This is a genomic window from Rhodococcus sp. ACPA1, assembly GCF_002300195.1.
GTDB lineage: Bacteria > Actinomycetota > Actinomycetes > Mycobacteriales > Mycobacteriaceae > Rhodococcus_F > Rhodococcus_F opacus.
Map to the genome: position 1 here is coordinate 216,322 of NZ_NSDX01000003.1, position 17,090 is coordinate 233,411.

The 17,090-nt window shown below is 65.5% G+C and carries 17 protein-coding genes; 7 read left to right on the forward strand and 10 right to left on the reverse strand.

The window, feature by feature from the left end; translation table 11 throughout:
* Nucleotides 1–26 precede the first annotated feature (26 nt).
* From CJ177_RS11545 to CJ177_RS11560, 4 genes are all read left to right on the forward strand, one after another.
* Complete coding sequence (locus CJ177_RS11545; RefSeq protein ID WP_095867782.1) at nt 27–1,424, forward strand: MmgE/PrpD family protein; 1,398 nt, start codon at nt 27–29, stop codon at nt 1,422–1,424.
* Nucleotides 1,425–1,589: 165 nt separating this feature from the next.
* Nucleotides 1,590–2,951 (forward strand): SLC13 family permease, encoded by a 1,362-nt coding sequence (locus CJ177_RS11550; RefSeq protein WP_095868205.1) that lies wholly within the window; start codon nt 1,590–1,592, stop codon nt 2,949–2,951.
* Nucleotides 2,952–3,016: 65 nt separating this feature from the next.
* Complete coding sequence (locus CJ177_RS11555; protein ID WP_095867783.1) at nt 3,017–3,466, forward strand: nuclear transport factor 2 family protein; 450 nt, start codon at nt 3,017–3,019, stop codon at nt 3,464–3,466.
* 341 nt (nt 3,467–3,807) lie between these two features.
* Nucleotides 3,808–4,164: a hypothetical protein gene (locus tag CJ177_RS11560; RefSeq protein ID WP_143548684.1), complete on the forward strand. Its 357-nt coding sequence runs from the start codon at nt 3,808–3,810 to the stop codon at nt 4,162–4,164.
* Nucleotides 4,165–4,219: 55 nt separating this feature from the next.
* Here the strand turns inward: CJ177_RS11560 and CJ177_RS11565 are convergent, their stop codons facing one another.
* Nucleotides 4,220–4,474: a hypothetical protein gene (locus CJ177_RS11565; RefSeq protein WP_095867784.1), complete on the reverse strand. Its 255-nt coding sequence runs from the start codon at nt 4,472–4,474 to the stop codon at nt 4,220–4,222.
* A 313-nt stretch (nt 4,475–4,787) separates the two neighbouring features.
* On the opposite strand from CJ177_RS11565, the gene CJ177_RS11570 reads away from it, so the two are divergent.
* From CJ177_RS11570 to CJ177_RS11580, 3 genes are all read left to right on the forward strand, one after another.
* Nucleotides 4,788–6,611 (forward strand): amino acid permease, encoded by a 1,824-nt coding sequence (locus CJ177_RS11570; RefSeq protein WP_005250455.1) that lies wholly within the window; start codon nt 4,788–4,790, stop codon nt 6,609–6,611.
* Complete coding sequence (locus CJ177_RS11575) at nt 6,608–7,498, forward strand: universal stress protein (protein WP_095867785.1); 891 nt, start codon at nt 6,608–6,610, stop codon at nt 7,496–7,498. The genes CJ177_RS11570 and CJ177_RS11575 overlap by 4 nt, the downstream gene beginning before the upstream one ends.
* A 102-nt stretch (nt 7,499–7,600) precedes the next feature.
* Nucleotides 7,601–9,208: a DASS family sodium-coupled anion symporter gene (locus tag CJ177_RS11580; protein ID WP_095867786.1), complete on the forward strand. Its 1,608-nt coding sequence runs from the start codon at nt 7,601–7,603 to the stop codon at nt 9,206–9,208.
* 45 nt (nt 9,209–9,253) lie between these two features.
* Here CJ177_RS11580 and CJ177_RS11585 read toward each other — a convergent pair whose 3' ends face one another.
* The 9 genes from CJ177_RS11585 to CJ177_RS11625 form a co-directional block, all read right to left on the reverse strand.
* The gene (locus CJ177_RS11585; RefSeq protein ID WP_257014483.1) at nt 9,254–10,552 is read right to left on the reverse strand and encodes an amidase; all 1,299 of its coding nucleotides are present in this window, start codon (nt 10,550–10,552) and stop codon (nt 9,254–9,256) included.
* Nucleotides 10,553–10,587: 35 nt separating this feature from the next.
* Nucleotides 10,588–11,535: a PDR/VanB family oxidoreductase gene (locus tag CJ177_RS11590; protein WP_095867787.1), complete on the reverse strand. Its 948-nt coding sequence runs from the start codon at nt 11,533–11,535 to the stop codon at nt 10,588–10,590.
* Nucleotides 11,536–11,545: 10 nt separating this feature from the next.
* A complete protein-coding gene (locus CJ177_RS11595; RefSeq protein ID WP_005250461.1) occupies nt 11,546–12,052 on the reverse strand; it encodes an aromatic-ring-hydroxylating dioxygenase subunit beta in 507 nt (168 codons plus the stop codon).
* Nucleotides 12,042–13,325 (reverse strand): aromatic ring-hydroxylating dioxygenase subunit alpha, encoded by a 1,284-nt coding sequence (locus tag CJ177_RS11600; protein WP_095867788.1) that lies wholly within the window; start codon nt 13,323–13,325, stop codon nt 12,042–12,044. The genes CJ177_RS11595 and CJ177_RS11600 overlap by 11 nt, the downstream gene beginning before the upstream one ends.
* On the reverse strand, nt 13,322–13,627 hold the full coding sequence (locus tag CJ177_RS11605) for a hypothetical protein (protein WP_025433407.1): 306 nt from the start codon (nt 13,625–13,627) through the stop codon (nt 13,322–13,324). Before CJ177_RS11605 ends, CJ177_RS11600 begins: the two co-directional genes overlap by 4 nt.
* A complete protein-coding gene (locus CJ177_RS11610) occupies nt 13,624–14,121 on the reverse strand; it encodes a nuclear transport factor 2 family protein (RefSeq protein WP_095867789.1) in 498 nt (165 codons plus the stop codon). The genes CJ177_RS11605 and CJ177_RS11610 overlap by 4 nt, the downstream gene beginning before the upstream one ends.
* An 84-nt stretch (nt 14,122–14,205) precedes the next feature.
* Entirely contained in the window at nt 14,206–15,543 is a 1,338-nt protein-coding gene (locus CJ177_RS11615; protein WP_061042111.1) for an MFS transporter, read from the reverse strand.
* A gap of 123 nt (nt 15,544–15,666) precedes the next feature.
* Nucleotides 15,667–16,425, reverse strand: a complete 759-nt coding sequence (locus tag CJ177_RS11620; RefSeq protein WP_179443209.1) for an IclR family transcriptional regulator — start codon at nt 16,423–16,425, stop codon at nt 15,667–15,669.
* A gap of 2 nt (nt 16,426–16,427) precedes the next feature.
* The gene (locus tag CJ177_RS11625; RefSeq protein WP_061042110.1) at nt 16,428–17,081 is read right to left on the reverse strand and encodes a TetR/AcrR family transcriptional regulator; all 654 of its coding nucleotides are present in this window, start codon (nt 17,079–17,081) and stop codon (nt 16,428–16,430) included.
* Between the last annotated feature and the right edge of the window lie 9 nt (nt 17,082–17,090).

Below are 17,090 nucleotides of genomic sequence, written 5' to 3' on the forward strand. Positions count from 1 at the left end.
CGGGGGCGTAGTAGTGAGAGAGAGTAATGAACACGACCGAGAATGAGTCCGGATTCGCCGGTCTCACAGCGCGACTGGCGGATCACGTCGCCCACGTGGCGAACTCGCCATTGACTGAAGAGGACGTCGAAGCGGTCCGACGGTTGTTCCTCGACGGTTTCGTCGTCTCGCTGTGGGGGAGCACCCGTCCCGCGGCCAAGCAGATCGCCGAGTGGTCGCGCAGGTTTGCGGGCACCGGGGACAGTGTCGTGCTCGGCGGTGACTGGACCACCGAGGCGTCCACCGCTGCTCTGGTCCACGGCACCGCGGGGCACAGCTACGAACTCGACGACACGCATGACGTGACGACGAGCCACCCGGGTTGCGTGATCATTCCGGCAGCGCTTGCCGTCGCCGCGGAGACGAACGCGTCGCAGTCGGAACTGTTCCGCGCAGTCGCCGCCGGCTACGAAGCCATGGCGCTGATCGGCACGACTGCCGGTGGGTTGGAGACGGTTCACCGCGGATTCCACCCCACCTCCGTCTTCGGATCGTTCGGTGCTGCGGCGGCGGTGTTGAGCCTTCGGGCATACCGGAACAAGCAGCCCGTCGATCCCGGCGTCCTCGTGACCGCCTGGGGTCATGCCCTCTCCCAAGCCAGCGGTTCCATGCAGTTCTCGGTCGAGCCGACCGGGGGCGAGGTGAAACGCGTGCACGCCGGACTGGGCGCCCGCAACGGTGTTCTCGCAGCAGACTTCGCGATGCTGCCCGATGTGACGGCACCGCAGCTGTCGGTCGAGGGAACCTACGGCGCCGCCGCCAGCTTCGGCGGGCCGCTACGCGACGTCACGCCGGACGAAAAACTGCAGATTCACCTAATCAGCTTCAAGCCCTATTCGTGCTGCCGGCTGTTCCACTCGACGATCGACGCCCTGCGGGAGGTGACCGACGACTTCAGCGCCTCCACCGACGGCATCGAGGAGGTTCTCGTCACCGGGCCCCAGCTCATCGCCGACCAGCACATGACCAAGGCCGAGTCCACGATGACGGCACAGTACAGCTGCCCGTACATCGTCGGAGCCACGCTCGCCTACGGACCCACCCGATACGACGCCTACGGCGAGGCCTTCCTCGACGACGAACGAATCCTGCGTATCGCCGGCAAGGTCCGGTTCGAAGTCGATCCCGACCTCGAGGAGAAGTACTACCCACAGCACTTCGCGACCGGCGTGCGCATGCGTTTCACCGACGGCAGCACCAGGTCGGCGACAGTGGTCGACAGCGTCGGCACGGCGCAACACCCCATGACCAAGGAGCAGATCATCGCCAAGGGCGACGGGCTTGCATCTCAGGGCAACTTTCCGACCGGGGACGAACTGGCGGCCGTGATCTGGGACGACGCCAACGGCGGCGTCGAGCTGGCCAAGGCCCTGGTTTCACGGTAGCCGACGCCGGCACCATTCGGCGGCAGCGAGGCGCGCAACGGAGCGCTGGCACCGTGTCCGCGGGCCTGCCGAAACACACGTTTCTCCACCGAGAAGCCTTGCTGTAGAACACGATTTCTTGATGCGCGCTTGGTGCTCCACCACATGGTCCTGGAAGGACTGGGTATGATCTACGCAATTTCCGTTCTCGTCCTGGCGGCGATCTTCACGGTCGCCACCGTCACGCCGGTCAACATGGGCATCCTCGCGTTCGCCGCGGCATTCATCGTGGGTGCCTGGGTTTCCGACATCCCTATCGAGGACGTGGTCGACGCCTTCCCCGCGGGAGCCTTCCTCATCGTCGGCGGCATCACCCTCCTGTTTGCGATCGCGAAGGCAAACGGCACCCTCGACTACATCATGGACAGATGTCTGCACCTCGTCCGCGGCAGACGCTGGGCCATCGTGTGGATGCTGTTCGCACTGTCCGGTCTGCTCATGTCGATGGGGGCCGTCCTGGCGGTGGGAATGCTCGCCCCGATCGCGATGCCCCTTGCCGCCAGAAACCGCATCAATCCCTTCCTGATGGGCATGATGATCACGCACGGGGGATTGGCCTGTGTATTCTCTCCGATCAATCTGTATGGCGCGTTGGTCACCGGCATCATGAAATCCGCTGGCCTGCCGACAAATCCGGGCGCCATCTTCCTGGTGCCGTTCGTGCTGAATCTGGCGATCGGTGTGGTGCTCTTCCTGGTCTTCGGTCGTGACCTCATTCGCGGCGGACGCCGCGGCGACGACGTAACAGCCTCGGATGGACCGATCGGCGGGATCGGTGTGGGGACACTGTCGTCCCCGTCCCCCGCATCCGACGGCTCGGGTGTCTCGACCGCAGTGTTGAGTCGGAGCACGACCGGCACTGCCGTCGAGGCAGCACCCCCGCGTCCCCGGCTGGACCGCCACCAGTGCGCGACCCTGGCCGGGATCCTCTTCCTGGCCGTGGGTTCGGTCGGGTTCGGAATCGACATCGGTGTCAGTGCAATCTGTGTGAGTGCCGCGTTGCTGCTGATGGCGCCCAAGTCGCACCCGAAGATCGTGGACAACGTGGCGTGGCCGGCGGTGGTCCTGGTCTGCGGAATGCTCACTTACATGACGGTTCTGACCCAGAATGGAACTTTGGACTTCCTGGGCAACACCGTCTCCGCGGCGGTAGCTCCTCTGTTCACTGCGCTGATCCTCTGCTACGCGGTCGGCATCCTCTCGGCGTTCGCGTCGTCGACGGCGACGATCGGCATCGCCTTGCCGCTCGCGATGCCGCTGCTTCTCGGCGGTGAGGTAGGCGTCCTGGGCTTCGTCGCCGCAATCGTCTTCTCGGCGACTGTTGTCGACGTGAGTCCCTTCTCCCTGCACGGAGTCATGATTCTGGCGAATGCAGAAGTCGAGGACAAGATTCGATTCCAGCGAAAAATGCTTGCCTACTGTGGAATCGTCGTGCTGTTCGCTCCCCTCATCGTGTGGGCGCTCGTCGTCGTGCCCACCTCCGTCTAGCGGATCGCGCAGGTTGGTGCTGTGTGCAGTTGCCCGAACCGACGAATCCAAAGAGAAGGAGCGACATGACAGAACAAGCAGTTACCCCGCAGGAGAGAATCCGGTGGGTGATCGACATCGAAGAAATCAAGATGTTGATGTCGAAGTACTGCCACGGCATCGACAAGCAGGACGAAGAGACGTTCATGAGCATCTGGTCCGACGACGCGGACTATGTGCTACCCCGAGGCGAGGGGCAAGGGATCGACGGAATCCGCGCACTGGTGCACAAAGTATGGGATCAGGTGCCAAAAAGCCACCACCACATCACCAATCCGATAATCGACATCGACGGTGACACCGCGAGTGCGAAAACCGACGTCTTCTACTTCCGGCTCACCGACGACGGCGTCAACCAACTGTTGTCGGGTGGCTATGCGCTGGAATTCGTCCGGCGCGAAGGCGAATGGCGGACGCGCCGAATGGAGTTCAGCCCGTTCGTCTCCACCAGCCCGATCTTCGCCACGAACGTATAGGTCGCCGCGGTCGCCTAGCGGGGACCGACCTCCGCACCACCGGTCAGGCACGTCCGAGCCCGCGAGCGGTGCGCCACGGTGGACATATCGTCGCCGATTGCCTCCCCGCCCCGCACGCGCTGACGGCAGACTCGTCACTAGTTCGGGGTCGGCCGGGCGGGCGGAGCTCCACCGGATGAAGGCCGCGGCCGCCGTCAGTGGAACGGACGTGCCTGGCTTCTTCCGAGGCGAATCCGACGGCTTCGCGAAAATGGTCGAGCAGGCCGGTCGGCTTCTCGGCTGACATTCTGCCGCGCATCACGCCGTCGATCGGTTTCGAATGGGCACCCGAACCGTATGCCTTGCGTTCCTATCTCCGGTCCCTCGAACTCGTTCGAGGTCTTCCCGATACCGCACTACTGCCTTCTCATGGCCCCGCCACCTCCAGCACCCACGATCGAGTCGACGAACTTCTCCACCACCACCGTGAGCGGCTCGACGAAGTTTGTGAGCACATCGCCGCCGGGGCGACCACTGCCTACCAAGTGGCCACGTCCATGCCATGGACCCGCCGAAGACGGCAACTCGACGAACTGCCACCCGAGCACCAACTGTCCGCCGTCATGGAGATCAGCGCCCACCTCGACGTACTCACGCTTCACGGCAAGCTGAACCAGAGTGACGGCACCACGACGCGTCATTACACGCTCTCCCGCTGATCGGCTACGTGGCAACCGGTCTGAGTTGGTCAATGCCCGAGCGCGCCCGACCGGCTCAGGGGAACCATTTCCACGGCTTGTCCCAGTGGCCGGGTGGCGGCACGAACGGCAGCTGCCCCAATTGGCCCGGCGGTGGGATGAACGGCAGCTGTCCCAGCTGTCCAGGTGGCGGAACCACGTCGGGTACCGAGATACCGGGAATCGATTGTGGCCACGGATCAGCATTTGCCGTGCCGGCGCCGAGCCCCAGTGCGCTGAAGCCCAGCGCACCGGCGATCACGGCTCCCGCCACGGTCTTCTTCGAATTCATCGTGAACTCCTTCTGCGGCTGCTCTACCTCGTGCTGTGGAGGGGCGCGCCGGTTGCACCCTTCTATTGTGCGCACTTCTGGGGGCGCTGTCGCCTGCCCGGGGCGGACGTTCCGGTGTGCTCACGCGCAGCGCGCACCTGGATCCACCTGTCCGATCCCGCTCGCCGGACGGACGCTGCGGCTTACGATTGAGATTCAAGCCCTGCGGCTCATTCCCTCTGGTCGCGTGCCCAGCCGAGTACATCCCACGGAATCCGACAGCCGGTCTCGCCCCAGAGCGAGTAGCCGGTGCGTCGAGTATCGGAGGGATGCAATGAGTGCAACACCCACCTTGAAGAAGGCGCTGAGCCAGCGGCAGCTGACGATGATTGCGATCGGCGGGGTGATCGGCGCAGGCCTGTTCGTCGGCTCGGGCGTCGTCATCGGCGACACCGGTCCGGGGGCCTTCATTACCTATGGGCTTGCCGGGGTCCTGATCATCATGGTTATGCGGATGCTGGCCGAGATGGCGGTGGCCAACCCGTCGACCGGATCGTTCGCCGATTATGCCCGCGCCGCGTTGGGCAACTGGGCCGGCTTCTCCGTCGGCTGGTTGTACTGGTACTTCTGGGTGATCGTCGTCGGGTTCGAGGCGATCGCCGGCGCGACGATCATCCAGTACTGGATCGACATCCCGTTGTGGTTGTCGGCGTTGGTTCTGATGATTCTGATGACGGCGACGAATCTGTTCTCGGTGTCGTCGTTCGGCGAGTTCGAATTCTGGTTCGCCGGCATCAAGGTGGCCGCGATCGTGGTGTTCATCGGGCTGGGCGCGCTGTTCGTGTTGGGGGTGTGGCCGAACAAATCGCTCGATTTCTCGAACCTGTGGAGCCATGACGGGTTCCTGCCATTCGGCGCCATGGCCATTACCGTCGGTGTGGTCACGGTGATCTTCTCCATGGTCGGCGCCGAAATCGCGACGATCGCCGCCGCGGAGTCGGCGGATCCGGAGCGGGCGGTGACCAAGGCCGCGAACTCGGTGATCGTGCGGATCGCCGTGTTCTTCGTCGGCTCGACGTTCCTGCTGGCGACGATCCTGCCGTGGAACGACGAGGATGCGGCCGCGTCCCCCTTCGTCGCCGCGTTCACCGAAATGGGGATTCCGTACGCCGACCACATCATGAACGCCGTGGTGTTGACGGCGGTGCTGAGCTGTCTCAACTCGGGTATGTACACCGCCTCCCGCATGTTGTTCGTGCTCGCTGCGCGCCGGGAGGCACCCGCACAGCTGGTCAGGGTGACGCGTCGAGGGGTGCCTGCCATTGCGATCCTCGCGTCCTCGGTGGTCGGTTTTCTGTGTGTCATCGCGGCGGCCGTCTCACCGGACACCGTCTTCGTCTTCCTGCTGAACTCCAGCGGTGCGGTCATCCTGTTCGTGTACCTGCTCATCGCCGTCTCCCAGATCGTGCTGCGGTACCGCACCCCCGACTCGGAGCTTCGGGTCAAGATGTGGCTGTTCCCGGTGTTGTCGATCATCACTGCGGCCGCGATCGTGGGGATCCTGGTGCAGATGTATCTGCAGGACGACGTGCGGTCGCAACTGATGCTGAGCCTGTTGTCGTGGGCCGTCGTCATCGTGTTGTTCCTCGCCAACAAGTGGTTCGTGGGCCGGCGACCCGTCGTGGAAGGGGTCGCGGCGACGACACGACCGCACCGCGTGCTGGTGCTCGCGAACCAGACCGTGCAGTCCAAGGAAATGCTCGACGAGCTTCGTCGCATCGACGCGGATCGGGATGCCACCTACTTCGTGGTCGTGCCGGCCAGTCCGATCGAGACCGGAACTGCCGCCACCCACGGTCCACTCGACGTCGCGGAAGCGACCCGAGAGGTCGCACAACAGCGGTTGGACGACACACTGGCGACACTTCGCGCGGAGAACCTCGAAGCCGACGGCGAGTTGGGCGACTACCGGCCGCTGCGGGCGCTGGCCGCCGCCGTCGACTCGTTCCGTCCGGATCAGATCGTCATCTCGACACTGCCACCCGAAGAGTCGGTGTGGCACCGCTTCGACGTCGTGGACCGCGCACGCGCCGAGCACAGCGTGCCAGTGACGCACGTCGTCGTCACCCCGGTCGCCGCAGGGAGAGCCCCCCGATGACGATCATCGCCGGCTTCAGCTCGAGCCGTCAGGGCACCGCACCCCTCAACCTGGCGGTACAGATATCACGCTGGACCGGCGACAAGGTTGTGGCCGCGGCGATCGTGGAACGGCCGTGGCCGGCGAAGGACGACCCCATCGAACGCGAATACCTGGGCTACGTCACCGAGCAGGCTTCGCAGGCACTGGACAGGGTGGTCGGCCAGCTGCCCGGGGGCCTGGACATTCCCCGCGTCGTCCACCAATCCGATTCCATTCCAACAGGGTTGATCGAACTGGTCACCGCCCACGACGCGCGTCTCGTCGTTGTCGGGTCGTCGTCGTCCGGGTTGCTGGGCAGGGTGACGCTGGGCAGCGTCACCGAACGGCTGGTCCACACCGCGGCAGTGCCCGTCGCGATCGCTCCGCGCGGCTACCCGCCGGTGCCGGAGTCCATCCGGCGGATCACGGTCGCGTACGGAGGCGAGGCCGACGTCAACGGCCTCGTTGCTGCCACCGCCGAACTGGCCAGGCAGTGGCCGGTGCAGCTGCGGATCGTGTCGTTCACGGTGCGGCCGATGACGATGTTCGGCGGCGCGATCGAGCGATCGACGGAGGACCTCGTCGTACAACAGTGGGCACGCCGGACGCGCGACGATATCGTCAAGCAACTCAATGCAGTTCGCGCCCGAATCCCGGTTTCCGACGTGGATGTCGTGGTCGGCAGCGGCCACGACTGGCGCGAAGCGGTGGAGGCCGTCTCCTGGGAAGCCGGCGACATGCTGGCGCTGGGTTCGGGCGCGGCCGGACCCGCGGCCCACGTATTCCTCGGCTCGGCCGCCTCGAAGATTCTGCGTCACGCTCCGGTGCCCGTGCTGATCGTTCCCAGAAACAAGGTGACGGCCTAGGCGTCGTTCGCGCCCATCCGGGAGAAAACATGCCGTGAAACGACTAGCCCGCTCGTTCATGGGTACTACTTCCGTACCGAACCGTGTAGCAGGGGAGGGACCATGACAGCCGAGAACGAGGGTCACCGCACCGACGTCGACAAGGCGCTGCTCGGGCACGCCACCTATCGCAGTCTCGGTGAACAGCAGCTCTCACCCGCGGAGGAGCGGTTCGAGAAGGGGCGCCGTACCATCGGGCTGTTTCTGGCGCCGCTGATCACGATCGTCTTCCTCGCCCTGCCGATCGACATACCGCCCAACCAGCAGACATTGGCCGGCGTGCTGCTCGGCGTCATCGTGCTGTGGGTGACCGAGGCGGTGCCGATCCCGATCGGCGGGCTGCTCGGGGTGGCGATCGTGGTGTTTCTGGGCGTGGCGCCGGCCGACGAAGTTCTCGCCGCGTTCGGGTCGTCGACGATCTTCACGTTCATCGGAGCGTTCATCCTCGCCCAGGCGATGCTCAAACACGGCGTCGCACGGCGCTTCGCGTTTCGGATCCTGACCCTGCCGCGTGTCGGCCAGTCCACCACCGGCGTGATCGTCGCGTTCGGCGCGATCACGTGCGGGCTCTCGGCGTTCGTATCCAACACCGCGACCGTGGCCATGCTGCTGCCCACCGCCCTGGGCATCCTCGGCGTCATCGCGAAACTCATGCAGCGCCGCGGCGTCGTCGCCGAGGACTTCGACCCGTTGCGTCTCCGGGTGGGTGCCGCGATCATGCTGATGCTCGCGTACAGCGCAAGCGTGGGCGGCCTGCTGACACCGGTCGGGAGCCCACCCAACCTCATCGGACGCGGGCTCATCGAGGAGGCCACGGGGGAGCGGATCAGCTTCGGGCAATGGATGGCGATGGCCATCCCGATCTGCCTGCTGATGTTCATCGCGCTCGCCATCATCCTGCTGCGCATCAACAAACCGGAGATCCGGCGCATCGAAGGCGTCGCCGACTACCTGGCGGAGCAGCGGGCAGAGATGGGTCCCCTGTCGCGTGCGGAGAAGAACACGCTCATCGCGTTCGGAGTCACGGTGACGCTGTGGATCCTGCCCGGTGTCGTCGCGGTGATCGCCGGCAACGACTCGGATCTCTACGGCACGATCAGCGACCGACTCGACGAGGGCATGGTCGCGGTCTTCGGGGCGGCGTTGCTCTACCTTCTGCCGACCGATTGGGAGAATCGGGAGTTCACGCTGACCTGGCGGGACGCAGCAGAGATCGACTGGGGCACGATCGTGCTGTTCGGCAGCGGCATCATCTTCGGCGCACTGCTCGCCGACACCGGACTGGCCGAGACGATCGGCACCTCCGTCGCGGACTCACTGGGCCTGACGAGCGTCGTCGCCATCACCGTGTTCGCGGTGCTGCTGGCCATCGCAGTATCGGAGACGACGAGCAACACGGCGTCGGCGGCGGTCGTGGTGCCGATCGTGATCCCGGTGGCGTTGGCGGCCGGGGTCAACCCCTTCGTGCCTGCGCTCGCGGCCACGTTCGCCGCCTCGTTCGGCTTCATGCTGCCGGTCTCGACGCCGCAGAACGCCGTGGTCTACGGCTCCGGAGCCGTCCGGATCACCACGATGATCCGAAGCGGAATAACCTTCGACATCGTCGGCGCGATCCTGATCATCGTCTTCCTGCCCTTGATGATCGCCGTGGTCGGCCTCGGCGGTGGGTGAACAGGCGGGGTAGTCGGGGGCAGTCGTCGAGACCGACTTGGCGGATCAAGTCGCGGATGTCACCTCGTGACCGCGACGACCGGTCTCTTCGATGCCGCTCCCGAGGGCCAAGAGTCGCTCCACGCGACTCGGGTGCCCGATGAGCTGGATGCCGAGCGGCATGCCCTGCCCGTCGAGGCGACCGGGGACCGTCAGGGCAGGAAGCCCCAGCAGTTGCCAGGGTCGGCTCAGAATGGGAGACCCGGTAGCGGACAGTCCTTCGGGTGCCGCGCCGGGTGCGGCGGGGCCGATGATGGCGTCGACGTCCGTGAGCAAGGTCAGTATCGCCGATCGTGCCCGTGCAGCCACGGCGAGAGCATCCTGGTAGTCGCGGTCGGTGATACTCCGGCCCTGCGTGAGGAGATCGTTGAGCGGTGCGCTCAGTTGTGTCGGATGCCGTCCTTCGGACGCCAGTGCGCGGCTTGCCTCGTACGCCATGACCGTGCCGTGTGCTTCGACGAGGCGAGGTGTCAGTGCAGGCCAGTCGAAGTCGACGAGTTCGGCGCCTTCGGCGACGGCCGCCTCGACGGTGTGTCTCACCGCCGTCTGCATGTCGTCGGAGATGTCGACGAGTTCGATGCCGGACCACGCCGCGAGTCGGGGACGCTCCAGATTCCGTACCGGATCGGCGAGCCGGTCGGAGCCCGTCAATGCCAGGTAGGCGAGTCGGACGTCCGTGACACTGCGGGTGAGAATCCCGGCCGCGTCGAGGGTGTGGGACAGGCCGGCGAATCCGGTGGTGTCGAGCGGTCCGCCGACCGGAGCGACCAGTCCCGCGACGCCGCAATAGGAGGCGGGCCGGGTCAGCGAACCGGCGGTCTGGCTGCCGAGGGCCAGGGGGACCACGCCGGCTGCGACCGCGGCCGCGGATCCACTCGACGAGCCGCCCGGGGTGTGCGAGAGCCGGTTCGGGTTCCGCGTGGGTCCGGGGGCGAAGTAGGCGAATTCGGTGGTGACCGTCTTGCCCAGCGGGATCGCTCCGAGTTCCCGGAGTCGGGCGACGAGGGGCGCGTCGTCGTCGGCCTCCACCCGTCCTCGCCGCAACGGTGATCCGCATTCGGTCGGGAGGCCGCGCACGTCGATGATGTCCTTGACTCCGAAAGGAATTCCATGGAGAGGACTTTTTCGAACCGTACTGTCGAGGCGCCGGGCGGCCTCCAGCGCCCGTGCTCGGTCGACGCGGACCCAGGCCCGGATATCGGGTTCCGTGCGGTCGACCCGCTCGAGTGCATCGGCCACCACCTCGCTCGGGCGCAATTCGTCAGAAGTCACGCTCGCAATGAGAGCGGACAGGCTGGTGTCCATCGGGGCTCTCCTCGGAATCCGTCGGTGGGCGGTCGTCATAGTTCCAGTACCAACCGTGCGGTCTTCGCCCGCGACACGCAGGTGGCGATCTGGTCGCCGGACTCTTTCTCCTTGCGAGTCAGGCAGTTGTCGCGGTGGTCCGGCACACCGTCGAGCACGGTCAGCACGCAGGTACCGCAGATGCCCTCCCGGCACGACGTGTCGACGTCGATGCCCGCGTCTCCGAGGACCTCGACGATGCTTCGCCCGGACGGGATGGCGAACACCTCACCGGTGTCGAGTTCGACTTCGAACTCGCCGCCTTCGTGCGTGGTCGGCTCGAGAGGCTGGAAGTGCTCGATGTGGACCTGATCGTCCGGCAGCGATCGGGTGGCCACCTCGACGACACGCTGCATGAACTCCTTTGGACCGCAGGAGTAGACGTGTGCTCCGGGTTCGGCACCGGCGAGAATCGACTCGAGGACGTCGGGCTGCTCGCTTCGGTCGATTCCGAAATGGAACTCGACCGAGGAGGCGAACATCTCGTTCTCGAGTACCCGAACGAACGCCGCTTGCTCCCGCCGGGATGCGAAGTAATGCAACCGGTACGGCACGCAGTCGGTAGACAGCTTGTAGGCCATGCTCAGGAGAGGGGTGATACCGATGCCGGCCGCCACCAGGACGTGGGTGTCGGCTTCCGGGGCGAGGGCGAACAAGTTCCGCGGTTCGCTGATCGTGAGTTCGTCGCCCACTGCAACCTGGTCGTGCAGTGCCGCGGACCCGCCGCGGGAGCAGTCCTCCCGCTTGACCGCGATCTGATAGCTGTCGGTGCGATGGGGTGGGCCGCACAGTGAGTACTGGCGCGTGATTCCGCCCGGGCCCGTGACGTCCACGTGGGCTCCCGCCGCGTATGACGCGAAGGGAGCGCCGTTGCTGCGACGCAATGAAAAGCGCTTGACCGAAGCGGTTTCGGTCGTGATGTCGGTAACCGTCACTGTGATCATCGTCGGTCTCCTACAGCAGGAATCCGGACGCGTTCACGGCGCCCGTAGAGTTGATCAGCCGGACGACCTTCTCCTCGATGAGTGGCTCGGCCCCGTCGACCCGGATGCGGTGGGTCACGTCCGCGCCGAGCACGAATGTCTCCTCCCGCCGGTAGCCCACCAGTACCTGTGCCGAACTCAATTCGACGGTCTCGTCGTCGCGGTGCTGGACCACGAACCGGGAGAGTGTCCGCACCGTTCGCGCGGCGGCGGTCGCCGAGATCGAATAACCGGACGTCAGCCGCTCGATCCGCATCCTCCGCATGCGGTCGTCGTCGTAGACCATGTTCAGCGCGGCCGCGAAGTCCTCGGTGTCCGGATCGATGGGGATCACATACCGGCTGCCGGGCGCCCACAAGCGGTCCCACTCCCGGTACTCCTTGCGGTCCAGCAGGTGCGCTTCGCGCCAGATCAGTTCGATCGCCGGAGCGATCCGCGGATCGGAGAGTTGCACGGCCTCATAGGTTTCAACGGACATCGGTCATCATCGCCTTCCACATCGTGTACGCCTCGCGCATGCCGGTCTCGTCGGTGGCGTGTGAGACGCGACCCTTCAATTCGTCCTGCTCCCGCCCCAGCCCGCGGTTCACCATGATCGGCAGTCCCGGTCCGGCGGCGGCGCCGCGCTGGACTCGGTCCCAGGCCTCGGAGTCGTCAGTGGTGCCGAACCCGAACGGGCCCTGGAAGTGCTCGTGGATTCGCAGCCGCTCACGGTTGACGACCTCCGGTGCACCGTCCAAACCGAGCGCCAGGTGTCGAATTTCGGTCTCGGTCACCGAGACCGGTTGCAGCACACGGAAGAACGACATCGACATCGCCACGTTCGGAAACAGGTTCAGATTGAACCCGGCGCCGTGCATCGAGCGCACGATTCGCCGCACCTTCGCCGGTTCGAACTCCTTCGACAGTTCCTCGACGATGTGGCCGAAGCGTTCCTGCAGTTGTTCGGTGCCGTCGTCCTCGTCGAGGTCGACATGCTCGGGCACCATGATCATGACGCTGTGTCCGTTGCCGAGCGAATGTGTGAGCGCCTTGTCGTCGGTCATGAAAGACAGCATGTCGGCGGTTTCCTCGTCCACCGAGGACATCCAGGACCGGTGCACGATCGGGAAGTGATACCCGTCGGTGGTGTTCTCGAGCTGGATCTTCCAGTTGCCGTTGAACCGGAACTTGTGCTCGCCCTGCACCTTGATCGGATACCCGGCCCCCTGCTTCATGAACAGGTCGATCCACTGCTTGGCCGGTCCCAGAAACTCTGCCAGGGGTTCCACGTCGTGGTTGAAGCTCGCGAAAATCATGCCCGCATAGCTGTCCACCTGTAGTCGGTGCAGTGGAAAGTCCTTCTTCTCCAGAACTTCCTCGTAGCCGTCCGGGTACGGTATGCCGCGCAGCTTCCCGTCCAGTGCGTACGACCACGCGTGGTACGGGCACGTGAATCCGTTGGCGTTGCCCCGAGGGACCTCGCACAGACTCGCGCCGCGGTGTCGGCAACGGTTCAGCAGCACGTTGATTCCGCCGCGGCGGTCGCGCGTGACGATTACCGGCTGCCTGCCGACCATCGCGGTCTTGAAGTCACCGGCATCGGGGATCTCGCTCTCGTGGGCCACCCACACCCAGGTTCGGTTGAAGATGCGATCCATCTCGAGTTCGAACAGTTCGGGGTCGGTGTAGAGGGAGACATCCACGCGGTCGCTGTGCACGAGCCCGGCGATGTCGGTGCCACTGGGGTCAATCGAGGTTGGTGTGTTCATGTCGTAACTTCCTCTGAGTTGTCAGGTTCGGGGCGTTCGTCCCATTCGGCTCGGGCGCTCCAGTAGTCACTGCCGTCGGCCCGGATGCCGTGCTGCCACTCGGTGATTCGGCGCAACGTGGGTTCGACGGACGCGCACGCGGCGTCCGCGCCGTCGGGGCCTTCCTCGGGAGTTCCCCAATGGACCCAGTTCAGTTCTCGGCCTTCGCGGTCGTGCAGAAACAGGTCCACGTGGTACCAGCCGTAGTAGCGGATGTCCCGGTAGCAGGTGAGGAGCATCGTTCGGCCGTCCTGCGCGGTCATCGCGTGGTCGCCTCCTGAACGTGGGCGGCCGTCGCCGGTACCAGGTCGGTGTCGAAGACACGTTCGGTGCGGAACCGGGAGATCCGGGCTCTGCTGCCGTCGATCCGGAAGGTCACGCTGAGCCTGGCCACGACGAGTTCGGTTGCACCGGAATGGAACCGGGACAACTGCTGCATCAGCCACCTGCCGTCGACCTCGTCGCCGTCGAGGGTCGTTGTGCCCTGGTGAAGCAGGTGGACGTTGGACAGGAAGTTCCCGTGCGGGGGTAAGTGGGCAGAGAGCATCGTCGCGATCGCCTCGGCGCCCGTCGTCCGTCCGAACTTCTCGGTGTAGAGAGGACCGACGCCCTCCCACACGGCGTCCGGCGTGAACAGGTCGTCGAGCCGACCGGTCACGGCCGGTGGTCGGGGGACGTCGCAGAGTTCCAGGTAGCGGGTCAGCACTTCGTGTGCCAGGCGCTCTGGTGACGGTGAGACGGCACTGGTGATGGGCATGCTTCTTCGGCCTCCTTTCGAGGATGGTGTGCCGGTGCCGGCGAGTGGTGTGGTGATTCCTGGTGAGAATGGTCCGAGGGCAGATCAGCCTGTCCGGACCTCGGTGTCGGCCTCTGCTGTGTCTGCACGGTCGTGCTCGTCGATGTCTTTCGCGTTGGTCTCGGGCGCGGCCGCGACGGACACGACGGTGATGACACCCATGCCGATCAGGAACAGGGCGATCGGCCACGATGCTCCTGCCCACGCGAACAGGGCGGTTGCGATGATCGGGGAGAACCCGCCGGCGACAACCGACGCGAGCTCGTGTCCCAGGGCGACTCCGCTGTAGCGCACGCGGCTGTCGAACAGCTCGGTGAAGAAGGCCGGTTGGGTGCCGATCATCGCCCCGTGGCAGATCACGACCGCCACGAGCACAGCCAGGAATACCAGTACCGGATTGCCCGAATCGAACAGCGCGAAGAACGGGTAGGCCCAGGCGATCATCGCGATCGCGCCACCCAGATACACCGGACGGCGTCCGACACGGTCGGACAGCGCTCCCCACGCAGGCATCGCGAACGACTCGATCAACATCCCCACTACGACTGCGGCCAGGACGAGCCCGCTGTCCAGACCGATCTTGGCCGCGTAGGCAAGACTGAATGTGAGGAATACATACATCGCGCCGTTCTCTGCGATGCGCGCACCGAACGTGATCAGAACCGACTTCCGGTGGCTGCGGAGCACCTCGAGAATCGGCGGCCTCGCGGGCTTGGTGGCCGCAGCGCTCTGCCGGGCCACCGGTGTCTCCATGACCCGGAGCCGGATCAGCAGACCCACGGCGGTGAGCACGATGCCGGCCAGGAAGGGGATCCGCCATCCCCAAGCGAGGAAGGCTTCCGTGGTGGTCGTCGTCTGGACCAATGCGTACACCGACGCGGAGAGCACGAACCCCAGCCCGACGCCCGTCTGGCTCCACGCCGAGTAGAAACCGCGGCGGTGGCTCGGAGCCTGCTCGCTGACGATGAGTACGCCGCCGCCCCACTCTCCGCCCACGGCGATGCCCTGCACGATGCGCAGCACTATCAGCAGTACCGCCGCCCACACTCCGATGGAATGGTAGGTCGGCAGGACGCCGATCAGGAATGTCGCCACTCCCATGATCATCAGAGTGACCACCAGCATCGATTTTCGGCCGACCCGGTCGCCGAAATGACCGAAGATCACGCCACCCAACGGTCTGGCGAGAAACCCTGCCGCGTTCGTTCCGAAGGCGGCGATCGTGCCGACCAAGGGATCGAAAGTGGGGAAGAACAGTGTGTTGAAGACGAGCGCCGCAGCGGTGCCGTAGAGGAAGAAGTCGTACCACTCCAATGCGCTGCCGACCAGGCTCGCGATCGCCGCCGTGCGTACCTGACGCGGCGTACGCTGCGTTCCTGTCATAGGGGTCCTCCATGGGCCGTTGTCGAGATCGGTAGCTGTGGTTCAGCTGCACGGAGTGTTCACGACGGATTCACTCGAGAGAATGCGATCGGTCCGGTGCTCGGACCGAAAAGTCAGCGACGGTCAGTTGTTTACATGTTCGAAATCCCGGGTGAGAGCGGCAGCTGCCGCTGTGACCACGGGAGCGAGACGCGAGACTTGTATGCGGTCGATCGGACCGACCACGGTCAACGTCGCCACGGCGACACCGTGCGAGAGGACCGGTGCCGCGACGGCCCCGTAGCCGACGACGAGTTCCTGCCGATCCACGGCAAAGCCTTGCCGCCGCGCCTGGTCCAGCTCGGCGGTCAGCCGAGCCGGATCCGCGATGGTCCACCGGGTACGGCGCGGCAGTGTCGACGCCATGACACGCTCGCGGATCGCCGCATCACCGAAGGCGAGCAGCGCCTTACCGGATGCCCCGCAGTGGAATGGAACCCGGCCCTCGACCTGGGTGAAGGTGACACCGCCTCCACGCTGGCTGAAGTACTTCTCGGCGAAGAGGACCGCCTGATCGCCGGGAAAGGCGAGCACCACCGTCTCCCGGGTGGTGAGCGCCAGGTCCTCGAGGTAGCGCGCCGCGATCAGTCGCAGGTCTCTGGTCCGCGGTACGCGCTGGCCGAGCTCGAAGAGCAACGATCCCAGCTCGTAACGGCGGCCGTGCCGGTTCAGCAGACCGACCTCGACCATTTCCGTGGCTACCCGATGGACTGTCGTCTTGGCGAGCTGGGTCCGTCGCGCCAGTTCCGACAGTCCGAGCACCGGCGCGCCGGTGTCGAAGGCGTCCAGAATTCTCCGCACCTTCCGCAGTAATGATTCGCCTTCCGGCTCGGTCGTTGCCACAGCTACCCTTCTCGCTCGGGCGCGGTACCCCAGCGGGCGTGGAGTTCGGCCATGTACGCACCGAACTCCTCGACCATGGACACCCGGCCTGGATGCAGCAGCCACTGCTGTTGCAGCCCGTCCACCAGTGCGATCGTGCGGTGAGCCAGGACGAGGCCTGGGGCGTCGGCTCGAATGTCACCGCGGGCCTGGCCGACACGGACGGCATCCGTCAGCCACGCCTCCATTCCGGCGTAGTGATCCTTGATCCACGTGTGAGCGGGATGCCCCACCTCTACCGCCTCCGCGGACAGTCGGACGAAGAGGCCGACCAGCTGCGGTCGCGTCGAGTTGCGCGCCACCAACGCCTCGAGCGCGTCGAACGCGTCCCAGCCCAGCGGCGCCTCGCCGTCCTCGTTGGTGAGGAACACGCCGTCCTCGGCGTCGCGCTCCTCGAGGACGGCCGAGAGCAGCGCCACCTTGCTCGGAAAGTGATGCAGCAGACCGGATTGAGACAGCCCGCTCTCCGCCGCCACCTTCGCGATCGACGTGCCCTTGAAGCCCGAGGTGGCAAAGAGTTCCAGTGCCGTGCGCACTGCCTTGGCCCGCGACACCTCGCCGGACAACTCACGCTGCGACTTCGCGCGCGCTGTGTGATAACTGGGTGGAAAGGACATGCACGCTCC

Excerpts from the sequence above, each read along its gene's own strand:
- CJ177_RS11545 (WP_095867782.1), top strand. The coding sequence starts at position 27 with ATGAACACGACCGAGAATGAGTCCGGATTCGCCGGTCTCACAGCGCGA.
- CJ177_RS11550 (WP_095868205.1), top strand. The coding sequence starts at position 1,590 with ATGATCTACGCAATTTCCGTTCTCGTCCTGGCGGCGATCTTCACGGTC.
- CJ177_RS11555 (WP_095867783.1), top strand. The coding sequence starts at position 3,017 with ATGACAGAACAAGCAGTTACCCCGCAGGAGAGAATCCGGTGGGTGATC.
- CJ177_RS11565 (WP_095867784.1), bottom strand. The coding sequence starts at position 4,474 with ATGAATTCGAAGAAGACCGTGGCGGGAGCCGTGATCGCCGGTGCGCTG.
- CJ177_RS11570 (WP_005250455.1), top strand. The coding sequence starts at position 4,788 with ATGAGTGCAACACCCACCTTGAAGAAGGCGCTGAGCCAGCGGCAGCTG.
- CJ177_RS11575 (WP_095867785.1), top strand. The coding sequence starts at position 6,608 with ATGACGATCATCGCCGGCTTCAGCTCGAGCCGTCAGGGCACCGCACCC.
- CJ177_RS11580 (WP_095867786.1), top strand. The coding sequence starts at position 7,601 with ATGACAGCCGAGAACGAGGGTCACCGCACCGACGTCGACAAGGCGCTG.
- CJ177_RS11585 (WP_257014483.1), bottom strand. The coding sequence starts at position 10,552 with ATGGACACCAGCCTGTCCGCTCTCATTGCGAGCGTGACTTCTGACGAA.
- CJ177_RS11590 (WP_095867787.1), bottom strand. The coding sequence starts at position 11,535 with ATGATCACAGTGACGGTTACCGACATCACGACCGAAACCGCTTCGGTC.
- CJ177_RS11595 (WP_005250461.1), bottom strand. The coding sequence starts at position 12,052 with ATGTCCGTTGAAACCTATGAGGCCGTGCAACTCTCCGATCCGCGGATC.
- CJ177_RS11600 (WP_095867788.1), bottom strand. The coding sequence starts at position 13,325 with ATGAACACACCAACCTCGATTGACCCCAGTGGCACCGACATCGCCGGG.
- CJ177_RS11605 (WP_025433407.1), bottom strand. The coding sequence starts at position 13,627 with ATGACCGCGCAGGACGGCCGAACGATGCTCCTCACCTGCTACCGGGAC.
- CJ177_RS11610 (WP_095867789.1), bottom strand. The coding sequence starts at position 14,121 with ATGCCCATCACCAGTGCCGTCTCACCGTCACCAGAGCGCCTGGCACAC.
- CJ177_RS11615 (WP_061042111.1), bottom strand. The coding sequence starts at position 15,543 with ATGACAGGAACGCAGCGTACGCCGCGTCAGGTACGCACGGCGGCGATC.
- CJ177_RS11625 (WP_061042110.1), bottom strand. The coding sequence starts at position 17,081 with ATGTCCTTTCCACCCAGTTATCACACAGCGCGCGCGAAGTCGCAGCGT.